The organism is Gillisia sp. Hel1_33_143 (assembly GCF_900104765.1).
Classification (GTDB): Bacteria; Bacteroidota; Bacteroidia; order Flavobacteriales; family Flavobacteriaceae; genus Gillisia.
In genome coordinates, this window is record NZ_LT629737.1 from 1521677 (window position 1) to 1537259 (window position 15583).

At 34.8% G+C, this 15583-nt stretch carries 16 protein-coding genes; 5 read left to right on the forward strand and 11 right to left on the reverse strand.

Going from position 1 to position 15583, the window contains the following annotated elements; genetic code table 11:
* The first annotated feature begins 10 nt into the window (after positions 1-10).
* Positions 11-910, forward strand: a complete 900-nt coding sequence (locus tag BLT84_RS06890; RefSeq protein WP_091263760.1) for a bifunctional 5,10-methylenetetrahydrofolate dehydrogenase/5,10-methenyltetrahydrofolate cyclohydrolase — start codon at positions 11-13, stop codon at positions 908-910.
* Between the two features lie 54 nt (positions 911-964).
* Here BLT84_RS06890 and BLT84_RS06895 read toward each other — a convergent pair whose 3' ends face one another.
* The 10 genes from BLT84_RS06895 to dacB form a co-directional block, all read right to left on the reverse strand.
* The gene (locus tag BLT84_RS06895) at positions 965-1378 is read right to left on the reverse strand and encodes a YkvA family protein (protein WP_091263761.1); all 414 of its coding nucleotides are present in this window, start codon (positions 1376-1378) and stop codon (positions 965-967) included.
* Positions 1379-1401: 23 nt separating this feature from the next.
* Positions 1402-2421 carry an AI-2E family transporter gene (locus BLT84_RS06900; protein WP_034889360.1) on the reverse strand — a complete coding sequence of 340 codons (1020 nt, stop codon included), beginning with the start codon at positions 2419-2421 and terminating at the stop codon, positions 1402-1404.
* A 7-nt stretch (positions 2422-2428) separates the two neighbouring features.
* Complete coding sequence (locus BLT84_RS06905; RefSeq protein ID WP_091263762.1) at positions 2429-2854, reverse strand: VOC family protein; 426 nt, start codon at positions 2852-2854, stop codon at positions 2429-2431.
* Between the two features lie 4 nt (positions 2855-2858).
* Entirely contained in the window at positions 2859-3104 is a 246-nt protein-coding gene (locus BLT84_RS06910; protein ID WP_091263763.1) for a Rho termination factor N-terminal domain-containing protein, read from the reverse strand.
* 97 nt (positions 3105-3201) lie between these two features.
* Positions 3202-4017, reverse strand: a complete 816-nt coding sequence (rluF, locus tag BLT84_RS06915; RefSeq protein WP_091263765.1) for a 23S rRNA pseudouridine(2604) synthase RluF — start codon at positions 4015-4017, stop codon at positions 3202-3204.
* A 97-nt stretch (positions 4018-4114) separates the two neighbouring features.
* Positions 4115-4324, reverse strand: coding sequence for a hypothetical protein (locus BLT84_RS06920; protein ID WP_034889372.1), 210 nt, complete (start codon positions 4322-4324; stop codon positions 4115-4117).
* A gap of 130 nt (positions 4325-4454) precedes the next feature.
* The gene (locus tag BLT84_RS06925; RefSeq protein WP_034889375.1) at positions 4455-5003 is read right to left on the reverse strand and encodes a hypothetical protein; all 549 of its coding nucleotides are present in this window, start codon (positions 5001-5003) and stop codon (positions 4455-4457) included.
* Between the two features lie 22 nt (positions 5004-5025).
* Positions 5026-6552 (reverse strand): helicase HerA-like domain-containing protein, encoded by a 1527-nt coding sequence (locus tag BLT84_RS06930; protein WP_091263767.1) that lies wholly within the window; start codon positions 6550-6552, stop codon positions 5026-5028.
* Positions 6553-6621: 69 nt separating this feature from the next.
* Positions 6622-7686, reverse strand: a complete 1065-nt coding sequence (locus BLT84_RS06935) for an LD-carboxypeptidase (protein ID WP_091263769.1) — start codon at positions 7684-7686, stop codon at positions 6622-6624.
* A 66-nt stretch (positions 7687-7752) separates the two neighbouring features.
* Positions 7753-9066 (reverse strand): D-alanyl-D-alanine carboxypeptidase/D-alanyl-D-alanine-endopeptidase, encoded by a 1314-nt coding sequence (gene dacB, locus BLT84_RS06940; protein WP_231929514.1) that lies wholly within the window; start codon positions 9064-9066, stop codon positions 7753-7755.
* 127 nt (positions 9067-9193) lie between these two features.
* On the opposite strand from dacB, the gene BLT84_RS06945 reads away from it, so the two are divergent.
* Positions 9194-9826, forward strand: a complete 633-nt coding sequence (locus BLT84_RS06945; RefSeq protein ID WP_091263771.1) for a 7-carboxy-7-deazaguanine synthase QueE — start codon at positions 9194-9196, stop codon at positions 9824-9826.
* Between the two features lie 53 nt (positions 9827-9879).
* Here BLT84_RS06945 and BLT84_RS06950 read toward each other — a convergent pair whose 3' ends face one another.
* Positions 9880-10455 carry a DUF2911 domain-containing protein gene (locus tag BLT84_RS06950; RefSeq protein ID WP_034889390.1) on the reverse strand — a complete coding sequence of 192 codons (576 nt, stop codon included), beginning with the start codon at positions 10453-10455 and terminating at the stop codon, positions 9880-9882.
* Positions 10456-10703: 248 nt separating this feature from the next.
* Here BLT84_RS06950 and asnB point away from each other — a divergent pair, with 248 nt between their 5' ends.
* From asnB to BLT84_RS06965, 3 genes are all read left to right on the forward strand, one after another.
* Positions 10704-12320 carry an asparagine synthase B gene (gene asnB, locus BLT84_RS06955; RefSeq protein ID WP_091263773.1) on the forward strand — a complete coding sequence of 539 codons (1617 nt, stop codon included), beginning with the start codon at positions 10704-10706 and terminating at the stop codon, positions 12318-12320.
* A 131-nt stretch (positions 12321-12451) separates the two neighbouring features.
* Complete coding sequence (gyrB, locus tag BLT84_RS06960; RefSeq protein WP_034889397.1) at positions 12452-14392, forward strand: DNA topoisomerase (ATP-hydrolyzing) subunit B; 1941 nt, start codon at positions 12452-12454, stop codon at positions 14390-14392.
* 120 nt (positions 14393-14512) lie between these two features.
* A complete protein-coding gene (locus BLT84_RS06965) occupies positions 14513-15496 on the forward strand; it encodes a DUF6588 family protein (protein ID WP_034889400.1) in 984 nt (327 codons plus the stop codon).
* Positions 15497-15583: the final 87 nt, after the last annotated feature.

Below are 15583 nucleotides of genomic sequence, written 5' to 3' on the forward strand. Positions count from 1 at the left end.
CAACAACCAAATGACAATTCTCGACGGTAAGAAAGTTAGCAATGATATTAAAAATGAAATTGCTGCTGAGGTTACTAAATTTAAAAATCGTGGTGAGAAGGTTCCTCATCTAGCGGCTATAATAGTAGGAAAAGATGGAGCTAGTCTTACGTATGTTAATAGTAAAGTTAAGGCATGTGAAAGAGTTGGATTTGAGTCTTCTCTTTACAGATTGCCACATACCGTAAGTGAACTGGAGCTGCTTGCAAAAATTGAGGAGCTTAATCAAAATGACGATATCGATGGCTTTATTGTGCAGTTGCCTTTGCCTTCACAAATAAATACCCAAAAAGTTTTAAACGCTGTAGATCCAGATAAAGATGTAGATGGTTTTCATCCTACAAATTTTGGAAAAATGGCTTTAGATATGACTACTTTTATACCTGCTACTCCATTTGGAATATTAGAATTACTAGAGCGTTATGATATTCCAACAAAAGGAAAGCACACGGTTGTAATTGGAAGAAGTTATATAGTAGGAAGGCCTATGAGCATTCTTATGGGACGTAGTGGGTTTCCCGGCAACTCTACAGTTACATTAACTCATGAATTCACTAAAAATATTACGCAGGTAACTTCACAGGCAGATATCATAATCATAGCAGTTGGAATACCAGATTTTCTAAAGGCAGAAATGATTAAAGATGATGCGGTAATTATAGATGTGGGGATTACTCGTGTGCCAGATGATTCTGAAAAAGGCTATGTGATAAAGGGAGACGTAGATTTTGAGAATGTAAGTAAAAGAGCTTCTTTTATAACTCCGGTACCCGGAGGAGTGGGGCCAATGACGGTTTCTATGTTATTAAAGAATACGTTACTTGCCAGAGAACGGCATAATGTAAGAGCGCTAGAAGCTAAAAAATCATAAAACAAAAGAGGGAATTAATAATTAATTCCCTCTTTTGTTTTTATATCTAGTTTCTTATGCTTCAACTTCAGAAGCCCCTTCTTCCAACTTCCAGTCTAAGTAGTTGTGAAGGTCAGATTCTATAAATCGTAATCCAAATGAAAGTACCGCTAGATCATCTATATATCCCAATCCTGGAATAAAATCTGGAATAATATCAAAAGGATTCAATACATATAAAAGTGAAAAAGCAATAGCGGCTATTGTAAACCATGGTACATTGCTGTAAATCCCTTTTCTATAATCTTGTAACATCCCGATCATGATCTTTCCAAGTTCAGTATATTTTTTAAGAGTGCTAGAATTCAATAATTTCTCTGAGATCTCTTTTTGATTGTTCATTACAACATCTACATCACCTTCATTCATTTTGGTGATCTCTCCACTCACGTAATCTTCGTTTATTAATTTTTTATTGCTGTTAAACATATTGGTTTTTTTTAGTTGTTATTTTATAAATTATCATATTCATTTCCATATTCTTTCTTGTAGATCTTCAGTATAAGTAAAAATAAAGAGATTAGCAAAGGTCCAAATATCAATCCTATAAATCCAAAGAGAGGAACTCCTACAACTACTCCAAATAGCGTTATTAATGGATGTACGCTAGAAAGTTTCTCTAAAATATAAAGTCTTACAAGGTTATCTGTAGCACCTACTATGGTAAATCCATAAATAAGTATTGCAATTGCTTGCCAGTCCTGCCCTTGTGAAAACATTAAAACTGTTACGGGTATAATTCCTAAAGCAGTTCCTATAAACGGGATCATAGATCCAATAATGGTAATCACAAACCAAAATAATGGGTCTGGAGCACCAAATATTAAATATCCAATTAATGCTATAAAGCCTTGAATAATAGCAACTAAAGGAATTCCAATAGCATTTGATCTTACAGAAATATCGCTTTCTTCTCCAATTAGCAATACATTTTCTTTATCTAAGGGGATATACTCTTCTACATGAGCCTGCATTTCTTTTCTATTGATAAGCATGTAGTAGAGTAAAAAGTACATAATTCCTATAGCAATAGTTGCATTAAAAGTACCTCCCGCCAAACTTTGTAAATTTGAAGAGATCCAGGATGTAATGGAAGAGCTATCTATATTATCACTAAAACTATATCCTAAGTAATGCTCTAATTTATCTGCTTGTCCTTTTACAGCCTCAACAACTTTTTCTGAATTAGAAACTGCCTGCCCTATTTTAGAAGAGAGCATCACCACAATTAGAACAATTGGTATTAATATTCCAACAAAGGAGCCTAACATAAGAACAGATGCCGCCAATGATTTCTTCCAGCCTCTATTCACAAGCTTCTCCATCCACTTGCGCATTAACACGTATAGCGTAATTGCACCTAGAACTCCGGAAAGGTAAGGAGCTATTTCTTTAAAAATCAAAACGCCCAAAAATACAATGAGTAGAAGTACAAACAGCTGTCGTACAAGATTGGGTTTAAGTAAATTCATTTACGTATTATTTGGCAAAAAGTTGATTCATATCTTTAAATGCTTTGAACTCTAATGCATTTCCAGATGGATCTTTAAAGAACATGGTAGATTGCTCTCCTGTTTTACCTTTAAACCTTACATATGGTTCTATTATAAAAGTTATATTTTTCTCCTTGAGCCTTTGTGCAAAGCTTTCGAAATCTTTCCATTGCAAAACAACACCAAAATGAGGAATAGGTACATCTTTTCCATCTACAGGATTTCCCTTAGAAGTTAGTTTTGGTTGAATTTCTTGCTCATGCAATACTAATTGATGTCCAAAAAAGTCGAAATCTACCCAATGCTCACTACTTCTTCCTTCTTCACAGCCTAGAGTATCTCTATAAAAAACTCTGTTTTCTTCAAGATTATGTACAGGGATTGCTAAATGGAAAGGTTGAATAGTGCTCATAATTTTAATTGTTTCTTAATGCGTATATAAGTTCAGATTTGGTCATTTTAGATCTACCTGCTATCTCTACTTCCTTAGCTTTTTTATAAAGCTCCTTTTTGGTTCGATCTTCGTAATTTTTAGATTTACCACCTTTAACTCCGGCGTTTGAAGTATTTGCAATTCTGGCAGATTTCTCTTTACTATAGCCTTTATCTCTTAAAGCTTCGTATTGATCTTCATTTTTTACGCTATTATCACCAGATGCCATTTTTATTTTAAAAATATAAAGATATCTTTAAAGAGGAGTTATCCCTACAGCTAATAATCTGTTAATATTTGTAGGGTGAATTAAAGTATTAAAGGGGTTATTTTCTTCTTGAAATTCTTTTGTCAAAAGATGTGCGCTCTTTTCTTTCTTTAGTTTCTTGCGACTTCTTATCTAACTTTTTGTTGGTATCTGCTTCATGAGTTTTTGCAGATGAAGAAACCATCTTATTAATAGTGTCAATTTCTTCTGGCGTTATATCTCTCCATTCTCCAGTAGGAATGTCTAAAGAAACATTCATGATTCTCACTCTCTTAAGGTTGACAACCTCGTATCCAAGATATTCGCACATTCTTCGAATCTGCCGATTTAAACCCTGTGTAAGTACTATTCTAAAATCAAATTTCCCAAGACGTTCCACTTCACATTTTTTGGTCATGGTGTCTAATATTGGAATTCCCATTCCCATTCTTTCTACAAAATTGGAGGTAACGGGACGATCTACGGTAACAATATATTCCTTCTCATGATTATTGCGAGCACGGAGGATCTTGTTTACTATATCTCCATCATCGGTTAGAAAGATTAAACCTTCACTCGCTTTATCCAATCTGCCTATTGGAAAAATGCGTTTTGGATAATTTATGTATTCTATAATATTATCCTTTTCAACACCAGTATCTGTAGTGCAAACAATACCTACTGGTTTATTAAAAGCCAGATAAACTGGTTTTTCGTTTTTGTTCTCTATGGTCTTCCCATCAACTCTAACAATATCCCCTTGAGCGATCTTCGTACCCATTTCTGGAACTTCCCCATTCAATGTTACTCTTCCTTGCTCAATTAATTTATCTGCCTCTCTTCTGGAACAGTAACCCGCTTCGCTTAAATATTTATTGATTCTGGTGAGTTGCATAGGATATAATAAATTAGGGTAGCAAAGATAAAGATTCAAATGCTAGTAAATAAGCAGATGACTTTTTAATAATTGCTACCCTGATAAAATATTGTAATTATTGAGCTTTTCTATTCTCAACAGCCACTTCATCTGTATCTTTTCTGTACTTAAGCATGGAAATACCGGCAATAAAGAAGATAAATCCAAGAATGGCCAAGGCCCAAGGATTCATCATTAAAGCTACACTTCCAAAAACACCTAAAACACCCATGATAAGTGCAATTGCTCCACCTATTAACATGATAACTGCTAAAATCTTAATCATAATGTAAATTATTGGTTAGAGGATAAAGGTAAATAAAGAAATTAATAAGAATTTCTAATTAACATTTTATAAACATTACAATCATTAAAGCTTATATGATAATCTCAGCATTTAAAGTGTTTTTAATAGATTACCAGCTTATCATAAAATACTTGATCTTAGCATTATCAGGAATTTGCGAAGCTGTGATTCTAGTATCCGTATCGTATCTTAGGCTAGTTGGAAGCTCTTTTTTATCTATGGTGAGGTAAAGATTAAGTTCATCAATAAAGACCACTGCAGAGTTTAGTGTATTTTCTATTCTGGAAATTCCGTAGTTCTTTACAACATCTCCAAAGGTGCTATTAATATTTAGGCCTTTGGAAGTTTCATAGCGCGCATCTAAGATCTGAATATATCCAACAGTACTGGTAGAATCAAATTGCTGCACAGGTTCTAAGATCAAAATTGGAGAGCCATCTTTATCGTAAATCTCTATATCATTAGCATTGCTAGAATATCCGTCATCTGCATTATTTCTTACGATAGAATCATTCTTAAAGATAGAGTCTAATTGGTTAATTCTTATCTCTTTTGTTAGAGTGCCAACTCTGCTGGCATCGATAAGGTAGGGATCAGAATCTTTATTACAAGAAATAATGGTAAAGGCTATTAGTATTAAAATTGATATTTTTTTCATGGTGTTATTTAAGTTCTTCAATTTATTTAAATGCTTTATTTAAAATGCTCATTACTCCTCTTATAAAGGTAGCGCTGGTGAGAACCTTGATAATAGCACTTTGAGGATCGCTCCTTCTTCTGCTAGATCTTGAGGTAGTTCTTTCTACTACTTGTCGCTCTTTCTTGGCTTTATCTTTTAGTTCTTCTTTTTGTGCCTGTTCTATTTTTTTGTTCAGGATCTCATAAGCACTTTCCCTGTCTATATCTATATTGTACTTAGAAATTAAGCTAGATCTTTTTATAAGCTCATCAATCTCTGAATTAGATAATATGTCCATTCTGCTCATTGGTGCTCTAAGCATTGTTGCAGCCAATGGCGTTGGACGTCCTTTTTCATCTAATGCCGAGATAAGCGCCTCTCCAATTCCTAACGATGTAAGTACAGATTTGGTATCATAAAATTCAGATATAGGATAATTCTCAGCAGTTAATTTGATCGCTTTTCTATCATTTGCAGTAAATGCTCTTAGTGAATGCTGAATTTTAAGGCCTAACTGACTTAGTATTTCTTTTGGAACATCGGTTGGATTCTGCGTAACAAAATAGATGCCAATTCCTTTAGATCTTATCAACTTAATAATACTTTCAATTTGATCTAGTAGTGCATCTGAAGCTTCTTTAAATATAAGATGAGCTTCATCAATAAATAATATGAGTTCTGGCGCTTCACTATCTCCCTTTTCTGGAAAGGTAGAATAGATCTCTGCTAGTAAGCTTAACATGAATGTGGAAAATAACTTAGGCTTATCTTGAATGTCATTCAGCCTTATAATATTAACATAGCCTTTCCCTTCGGGAGTTATTCTTACTAGATCATTAACTTCAAAAGAAGGTTCTCCAAAAAATCTGTCACCCCCTTGTTGTTCTAAAGCTACAATCTTACGAAGAATAGCTCCAGTGGAAGATTTAGACATACTTCCGTAATTTTCTTGAAATTCTTCCTTCCCATCTTCCGTAGCATAAAAAATGATCTTTTTTAGATCTTTAAGATCTAAAAGAGGAAGCATATTATCATCACAATATTTAAAGACTATAGATAAAATACCTGTTTGTGTTTCTGTAAGATCTAAAATTCTTGATAGAAGTACAGGTCCAAATTCGCTTACCGTAGCCTTTAATTTTACACCTTTTTGTTCTGAAAGGCTAAGAATTTCTACCGGTGAGGCTTGAGGTGTAAAGTTTATACCAATAAGATTGTGTCTGGCTGTAATTTTTTCATGACCAGGAGATGGTTTGGCAATGCCGCTAAGGTCTCCCTTTAAGTCCATCATTAAAACCGGAATCCCTTTTTCAGATAGATTTTCGGCAAGTATTTGCAAGGTCTTTGTTTTACCTGTTCCCGTAGCTCCCGCTATGAGTCCGTGGCGGTTTAGTGTTTTAAGGGGGATTTTTACTTGAGCGTCAGAAAAGGTTTCTCCATCCAACATTGCTGCGCCTATAACTATTGAGTCTCCTTTGGTGTTATAGCCGTTTTGGATACTTTTTATGAATTCTTCAGATCTTTCCATAATACTAAGTTATCATAAAAAAGGGAAAGGACTTTATATCAATCTCAAATCTCTATACTTATTGACCTCCTATTTTACAGCCGGACTTAACATTCGTAAAGTGCCTGTATCTGCGTTCATGCTAACCTTCAGTCCGTTAGGTAACGTAGAGTTGTCATCAATATGCCCAAACATAGCGCCAGAATATGCTGGAATATTTAATGGTTTTATATAATGATCTATCACTTCTTCAAAAGTTAAAGAGCCATATCCGCTGCCACCAGCATCACAGCCTGTACATTTACCAAAAACAAATCCGGAGATCTTGTCTAGTACTCCACCTAGCTGAAGTTGAGACATCATTCTATCTACAGCATATATCTCTTCACCTACATCTTCCAAGTATATTATTTTTCCATTCCAATCTTGAGGGAAGTATGGAGAGCCCATAATGCCGGTTAAAACAGAAAGATTTCCGCCCACTAGTATTCCTTCTGCAGTTCCAGGAGCGATTGTACGTGTTCTATTTTTTACCTGAGTAAGATTATCACCAATATCTTTTGGGTTTTCATAAGTAACTGCTTCCCCTTTAAAAATGATATTTTTAAATATCGAGTAACTAAAATTATTCCACGTAGAAACTGCTAACGGCCCGTGGAAAGTAACAAGACCGGTTTTGGTATATATCGCAAGATGCAATGCAGTAATGTCGCTATAGCCTATAAATACTTTCGGGTTCTTAGCAATAACATCATAGTTCAATTTGTCTAGAATTCTCGCGGCTCCAGAGCCTCCTCTTAAAGCTACAATTCCTTTTATTTCTGGATTGGCAAACATGTCGTTTAATTCTGAAGCGCGCTCCTCATCGGTTCCGGCAAGATGGCCATACCTGCTTTTTACATATTTTCCAAGCTTCACTTTTAGACCCATTGCCTCAAAATTTTCGACAGCGATCTCGTATGGTTCAGAATCGAAAATTGCAGAAGATGGACTCACAATTCCTATAGTGTCACCTTCAGATAAATGCTTTGGAAGTAGAAATTTTGGATCTTTAGAATTGATATCATCTTCAGCTAAGAAGGGAGATGTAAAAGAGGCTAATGAAACTCCTAATCCGCCAATACCAATATTTCTTAAAAAATTTCTTCTTTCCATTTTTATATGTTTTTCCTGAATTTAATTGAATGTTTAGCTATCTCTAAAAGCTTAATATTTTCAAACTTAATATTTCTCGTAGATATTTTTAAAGATTGGTTCTAATTGTTTTCTGATCTCTGAAGCGGGGCGTAAATAATTATTTTCCATAAAACTAAAGATTAATATTTTACCAGATTTTGCTTTAATATAGCCACTCAATGCCTGATTGTTACTTAACGTACCTGTTTTTGCGAATATATAAGCAGGCTCATTTACGAAATAATCTTTAAGAGTTCCAGACTTTCCTCCGGCGGGTAGCATTTTAAGTAATCTTTCTTGAGGTACTTCTTTTCTTATTTTTTTAAGCAATAAGACAATAGATCTTGGACTGAAGAGATTGTATCTTGATAACCCAGAACCGTCTATCCATTTTGTTTCCGGCAAATCTTTGAGGTAATTTCTTTTCATAAAGTCAATAGCTTTTTCTGGCGCAAGTGTATCAGATATCTTTAGCGATGCCATTAATAAGATTTGCTCTGCAATAAAGTTATCGCTGTCTTGGAGCATTTTATAGTAAATACTGTCTGATGGGAGGCTGTACAAGATGCGATCTATCTTCTGATTGCTATTTGTAATATTCAACACTTCAACCTTTTTATGTAGCGTATCACTTAGAAGTTGAGCGAAAAGCTGAGGTGTAGTTTTAAAAGGAATTATTTGTTCATTTTTTGAAGGTTTCCAATTGTCTGTATAAACCAGTTCATTCTTCTCAAGAACTCTTTTTACTTTTGAACTCGAGTGGTCTTCATTAGACTTTATCAAGATTTTCTGAAAATATGAGGGATATGTTCTAGGGGTGTTTTCAAGATAAGACTCACTTATACTAACCACATTACCATATATTGGGAATTCTGAACGCTCTGCCGAGTAATAATCGTTATAATCATCCCAAGCCCAGCCGGGACCAAAACCTGAAGTAGTTATGCTATGGGGCTGGTAATATAAATTCTGTTTACTTTCTTCTAGGAAGTTTAATACTTTAGATTCTGGTAAATTCTTGTATAACAGAGAAGGATCTCCTGTTCCTCTAAAAATTAAAGAATCTCCTGAAATTCGGTATTGAAGCGCAGGAACAGAATCTCCCAAGATCTTTAATCCTGTATAAAATGTAAATAATTTAGTGTTAGATGCTGGAATAAAATACTTATCTGCATTATAAGTATAGATCATTTTTTGACTATCAACATCATACAAAGCAAAACCGGTAAATCCCAATTGTAATACTTTAGAGTCTTTTAGATCTCTATTTAATTGCTTTTGTATAGAACAAGACTGAAGAAGACTTAAAAATATAACTATGGAGATTAATTTTAATACGTAAGCTATGAAGGTGTTCACGATTTGTTTTTTAAAAGGAGTGTGTAAGTTAGGATAATTAGCAAAATATAAGTTTAAGTTCTAGATCTTTTGAAGTGAATTAAAATCTGATATATTAGGTCTTAAAGTTTCCTTATCTTTGCCGGCTATGATTACAGAAGAAACTAAAGCATTGGTAGATAAAGGTATAATGCTTCCGCTTATGGAAGAATTTTATACTATTCAGGGAGAAGGATTTCATAAAGGAACAGCTGCATATTTTATTCGAATTGGTGGTTGTGATGTGGGATGCCACTGGTGTGACGTTAAAGAAAGTTGGGATGCTGGATTGCATCCGCCAACGCATGTAGGCGAAATTGTTGAAAAAGCAATTGCTCAAAGTAAAACCATTGTTATAACTGGAGGTGAACCGCTTACTTGGGATATGACTGCTCTTACAAATAACCTTAAGGCGAACGATTGCCAGATACATATTGAAACTTCTGGTGCCTATAAACTTTCAGGTACCTGGGATTGGATTTGTCTTTCTCCTAAAAAGATTAAATTACCTACAGAGGAGATCTATCCGCTAGCAAATGAATTAAAAGTGATAATTTTTAATAAGCACGATTTAATTTTCGCTGAAGAACAAGCTGCTAAAGTTAGTGAAGATTGTATATTATATCTTCAACCAGAGTGGAGTAATAGAGATAAAGTTATACCGTTAATAGTAGATTATGTTATGAATAATCCAAAATGGAAAGTTTCTCTACAAACACATAAATATCTTAATATCCCATAATAAAAAAGAGCTTGATAAATTATCAAGCTCTTTTTAGTTTTGTTAAGTTGTAATTACTTCGCTTTAGTAAAAGGTACCTCTACGAATTTATTATCCCAACCTGCTAACAATGAAGCGCCATCTTCTGTTGGCTCAAATGCCATAGAAAAGGATTCAATACTGGTAGGAGATTGCTTAACAGGTACAGTAATTCTTACCATATCTTTTTTATCGGTATACTCATAAGCTCCCCATGTGTGAACGCTATTATTTAAAATGATGGTCCATTCATTTTCCTGCGGAATTGTATAAATGGTATAAGTTCCTGCCTTAACCAAGTTGTTGGCGATCTTTACATCTTTGTACAATGTTAGTTCTGTAGATTCATTAGCTCCCGTTCTCCAAACCTCTCCATAAGGAACTAGGTTTCCAAATACCTGACGGTCTCTCTTTTGTGGTCTGCTATAAATTATTCTTGCAACAACTTCTTTATCTTTTGTTTTATACTCAATAAGATCCATTGGGCTGGCATCTAGTTTTGCAAAATTAGGCCCTTGTGTAGCACTCGCAGAAGTAGAATCTTGTGCAAAGCTAAGTGTACTGGTTAGTGATAGAAATCCTACCGCAGTAAAAAGAATTATTTTTTTCATAATACAATTTTCAAATTTGTTTTAAAGTTACAATTTAGATGCGATAGCCATTGTTAATGACATACTTAAACTTTGTTAAAATTAGAGCGTACTTACCAATTGAAAGTTTTTGATAAGAAATTTTACGCAATGACTTATTTTTTATATCTAATAAGCGTAAAAAAGTATTTAAAAATAATCAATTAAAGATATTAGGTTTTAATGTGTAACTAAAGTATTCATATTTGTTACATATTAAAATCAAAGTTATGTGTGGAATATTAGCCATTATTGGAAGAAAAGAAGAAAAAGTAGAAAGTATTCAAGCTCTTTCTAAGAGAATGAGTCACCGTGGACCGGATGAAAGTGATATGCATATTACAGAATCTGGCGCTATTTTAAGTCATGAGCGTCTAGCGATCATAGATATAAATACCGGGATACAACCAATCCAAGGAACTTCAAAAGCTTGGATGATTCATAATGGTGAAATATATAATTACAAGGCACTTAAAGAGAATGATTTGAAAGGGCACACTTTTAGAACTACTAGTGATTCTGAAGTTATTGTCCATCTATACGAAAAGTATGGTTATAGCTTTGTAGATAAGTTAGATGGAGACTTCGCTTTTGTGGTGGTAGATGGAAAAGATTTTATTGCAGCGAGAGATCCAATAGGGGTGAAACCATTGTATTATGGAACAGATGAGTTTGGTGCTATGTGGTTCTCAAGTGAAATGAAAGTTCTTGCAGATCAATGCGAAACTTTTGAAGCCTTTCCTCCGGGATATTACTATACTCCAGATACGGGCTTTGTGCAATATTACAAGCCAAAATGGTACAGACCAGAGAGAAGTGTGGAAGATGCAGATCTTACAAAGCTCAGAGAAGCGTTAATTACTGCAACCAGCAAACGATTAATGGCAGATGTACCTTTGGGAGTATTGTTAAGCGGAGGTCTAGATTCATCGCTAACCTCTTCTATAGCGGCAAGAATTTTAGCGCAAAGCGGAAAAAAATTGCATTCATTTTCTATAGGTTTAGATAGTTCTGCACCAGACCTAATAGCTGCGCGAAAAGTGGCGGATTTCTTAAAAACAGAACATCACGAAATTCATTTTACTGTTGAAGAAGGTATAGAGATCATTAAAAAATTAATATGGCATTTAGAAACGTATGATGTAACTTCAATTCGAGCAAGTACGCCTATGTATTTCCTTTCTAAAGCAATCACCGAAAAGGGAATTAAAGTAGTACTATCTGGTGAAGGTGCAGACGAGATTTTTGGCGGATATCTATACTTTAAAAATGCCCCTTCTGCTGAAGAATTTCAAAAGGAAACTGTAAGAAGAGTAAAAAGGTTGTCTACAGCAGATTGTTTAAGGGCAGATAAATCTACAATGGCTCATGGCTTAGAAGCCAGAGTACCTTTCTTAGATAAAGCATTTTTACAGACCGCTATGGAAATTGCTCCAGAATTTAAGATGCCATCTAGCCATGGAGGCATAGAAAAATTTATTCTTAGAAAAGCATTTGATACGCCAGAACAACCATTTTTACCAGATGAAGTATTGTGGAGACAAAAAGAGCAATTTAGCGATGGAGTTGGATATAGTTGGATAGATAGTTTAATAACATATGCATCTTCTAAAGTGAGTGATGTAGAGATGGAAACTGCCAAGAGTAAATATCCTGTAAATACGCCATCTACTAAAGAAGCATATTTTTACAGAGAGATATTTCATGGCTATTTTCCTCAGGATTGTGCAGCCAAATCTGTTAAAAGATGGATTCCTAAATGGCAAGCAGATTTAGACCCAAGTGGTAGAGCAAATACAACGCATATAGCCAAGGCAGATATGTCTAAAGTAGGGCAGAAAGTGTAGTGTTAAAATAGGGTTTTTCACAAAAATTGTTAATAACTTAAACGTATTGCGGTACGCTTCAAGCTAATAGCAACAAGGGTTTTGTTATATTTGTCTGTTATAAAAATAGACAAATTTTAACAGAATTATATATGAGCGAAGAAGCGAAAAAACACATTTATTCGGCGGATAGTATTCAGGCGCTGGAAGGAATGGAGCATGTACGCATGCGTCCTTCTATGTATATAGGAGATACCGGAGTACGTGGTTTGCACCATTTGGTTTACGAAGTAGTTGATAATTCTATTGATGAGGCCTTAGCGGGTCATTGTGACAAGATAAAAGTTACTATAGGTAAAGATGGAACAGTTACTACCGAAGATAACGGTAGGGGTATTCCGGTAGATCTACATAAAAAAGAAAACGTTTCTGCATTACAAGTTGTAATGACCAAAATTGGTGCGGGAGGTAAGTTTGATAAAGACTCATATAAAGTATCTGGTGGTTTGCACGGGGTAGGTGTGAGTTGTGTAAATGCACTTTCAGATGAATTAAAAGCTACAGTATACCGCGATGGTGTAATATGGCAACAAGAATATGAAAGAGGGAAGCCTCTTTATCCTGTGAAATCTGTTGGAGAAACAGAATTAACTGGAACGGTTGTTACATTTAGACCAGATCCTACAATTTTTCAGCAAACTACAGAATTTAACTATGATACTTTGGCAAGTAGAATGCGTGAGCTTTCCTATTTGAATAAAGGGATCACAATTATTCTTGAAGATGAAAGAGTTACTACTGAAGATGGGTCGGTTTTTTCTGAAGTGTTTCATTCTGATGAAGGGTTAAAGGAATTTATAAAATATCTTGATGGAAACCGTGAGCCTATCATAGGAGATGTAATTTCTATGGAAGGTGAGAAGAATGATATTCCTGTTGAGGTTGCTATGGTGTATAACACTTCTTTCAATGAAAATCTACACTCATATGTAAACAACATTAACACCCATGAAGGAGGAACGCATTTATCTGGATTTAGAAGAGGTTTAACAACCACTTTAAAGAAATATGCAGATGCTTCTGGAATGTTGGATAAATTGAAATTCGAGATCGCTGGAGATGATTTCCGTGAAGGATTAACGGCAATTATTTCGGTAAAGGTATCAGAACCACAATTTGAAGGTCAGACAAAAACTAAATTAGGTAACCGTGAGGTTACCGCAGCAGTATCTCAGGCAGTTTCTGAAATGTTAGAAAACTATTTGGAAGAGAATCCTGGAGATGCTAAGATAATTGTAGAAAAAGTGATCCTTGCCGCTCAGGCACGTCATGCCGCTAAGAAAGCGCGTGAAATGGTGCAGCGTAAAACGGTGATGAGCATTGGAGGTTTACCTGGGAAATTATCAGATTGTTCAGAGCAAGATCCTGCAAAATGCGAAGTGTACCTTGTGGAGGGAGATTCTGCAGGTGGAACTGCAAAGCAAGGAAGAGATAGAAACTTTCAAGCAATTTTGCCTTTAAGAGGTAAGATCTTGAATGTGGAAAAAGCAATGACTCATCGTGTGTTTGATAACGAAGAGATCAAGAATATTTATACTGCTCTTGGTGTAACTATTGGAACAGAAGAAGATAGTAAGGCTTTAAATTTATCTAAGCTGAGGTATCATAAAGTAGTGATAATGTGTGATGCCGACGTGGATGGTAGCCACATTGAGACGCTAATTCTTACATTCTTCTTCAGATACATGAAAGAATTAATAGAAAACGGACATATTTATATTGCAACTCCACCGCTTTATTTGGTTAAAAAAGGTCAGAAAAAGCAATATGCTTGGAGTGAAAAAGAGCGTGATGCGGTAGCAGAAAGCTTTAATGGTAGTGTTCAGATCCAACGATATAAAGGTCTTGGAGAAATGAACGCAGAACAATTATGGGATACCACTATGGATCCTGCTTTTAGAAAACTGCGTCAGGTTAATATAGACAATAGTAGTGAAGCAGATAGGATCTTTTCTATGTTGATGGGGGATGAAGTTCCACCAAGACGAGAATTTATAGAGAAAAATGCAGTCTATGCTAATATAGATATCTAATAAATATTTAAAGTCCACTTTTTAAAGTGGACTTTTTTTTGCCTTATCATAAACTTTTTAAGTTTCTTTCACAAAGCTTAAATTTTACTATTTTTACCTCGAACAATAAACCTACACCCCTTGAAAAAAATACACCTCTCTATTCTGGTAGCTGCCACACTATTAGGATTTTCTACCGTAAAAGCTCAAAGTGATCAAGATCTACTTGTTGATGATATGCTATTAATTGCAGAAAATTTTGCGACCCCTGGCGCTGAGGCTGCTTCTGTACAATCTTCTGCAGGTTGGTTTAACTCTGCACAAGATTTAGGTAAATGGAAAATTGATATTTCTATTCATGGAAATGCCTTATTCGTTCCAGGAAGTAAGCAAACTAAATTAGTGCAGAATGGAGATTTTAATATACTAAATGTGCAGGGAGGCTCCAATCTTTTAGCTCCAACCGTTTTTGGTAAAGATTCTGAAGGGGTTTATGAAGGTCAATTTTTAGGGCAAGATTTTACATTGGATGCTTTAGATGGTCTGGATAAAAAAATAGTGATCCACCCATTTCCACAATTAACTGTAGGCTTGCCTTATGGTACAGAGATAGCCGTTAGATATGTGCCGGAAGTAACACTCAATAATGTTGGAGTAAGTACTGCGGGAGCTGCAATCAAGCATAATTTTTCTCAATATATTAAACGTTATAGAGAAGAAGACTTTAGTATTTCTGGAGTAGTGGCATATAGTACCATCAATATCAATTACGAGTATGATCCAATTCAAATAAATGCAAATGGTTTGAACGTGCTAAACCTTAACGAAATTGAGGTTGATGCTAATATATGGATGGCTCAAGCCTTGGCTTCTAAATTATATGATAGTTTTGAAGTTTTTGGTGCTGTTGGAATTACTAATTCTAACTTTGATTATACATTAGGTGGAGGCGGACAGATATTGCCGCAATTAAATAGAGAATTGGGAGCGCTTGGAGGAACTGATGTCAATTTTAAGGCAGATCTTGGATTCAACCTATATTTTGAGGATTTTCAGTTTTCAACAATGTTAACTGCAGGAAGTTTTTTTAATGCGAATGTAGGCTTGCACTATCGCTTTAATTAACAGCACATTTAACCAATCCTTATTATAAGTCTTCTCTTAAATTTGTATTTTCGTAAAAAATAAATTTAATAACATAAAATACTTAAA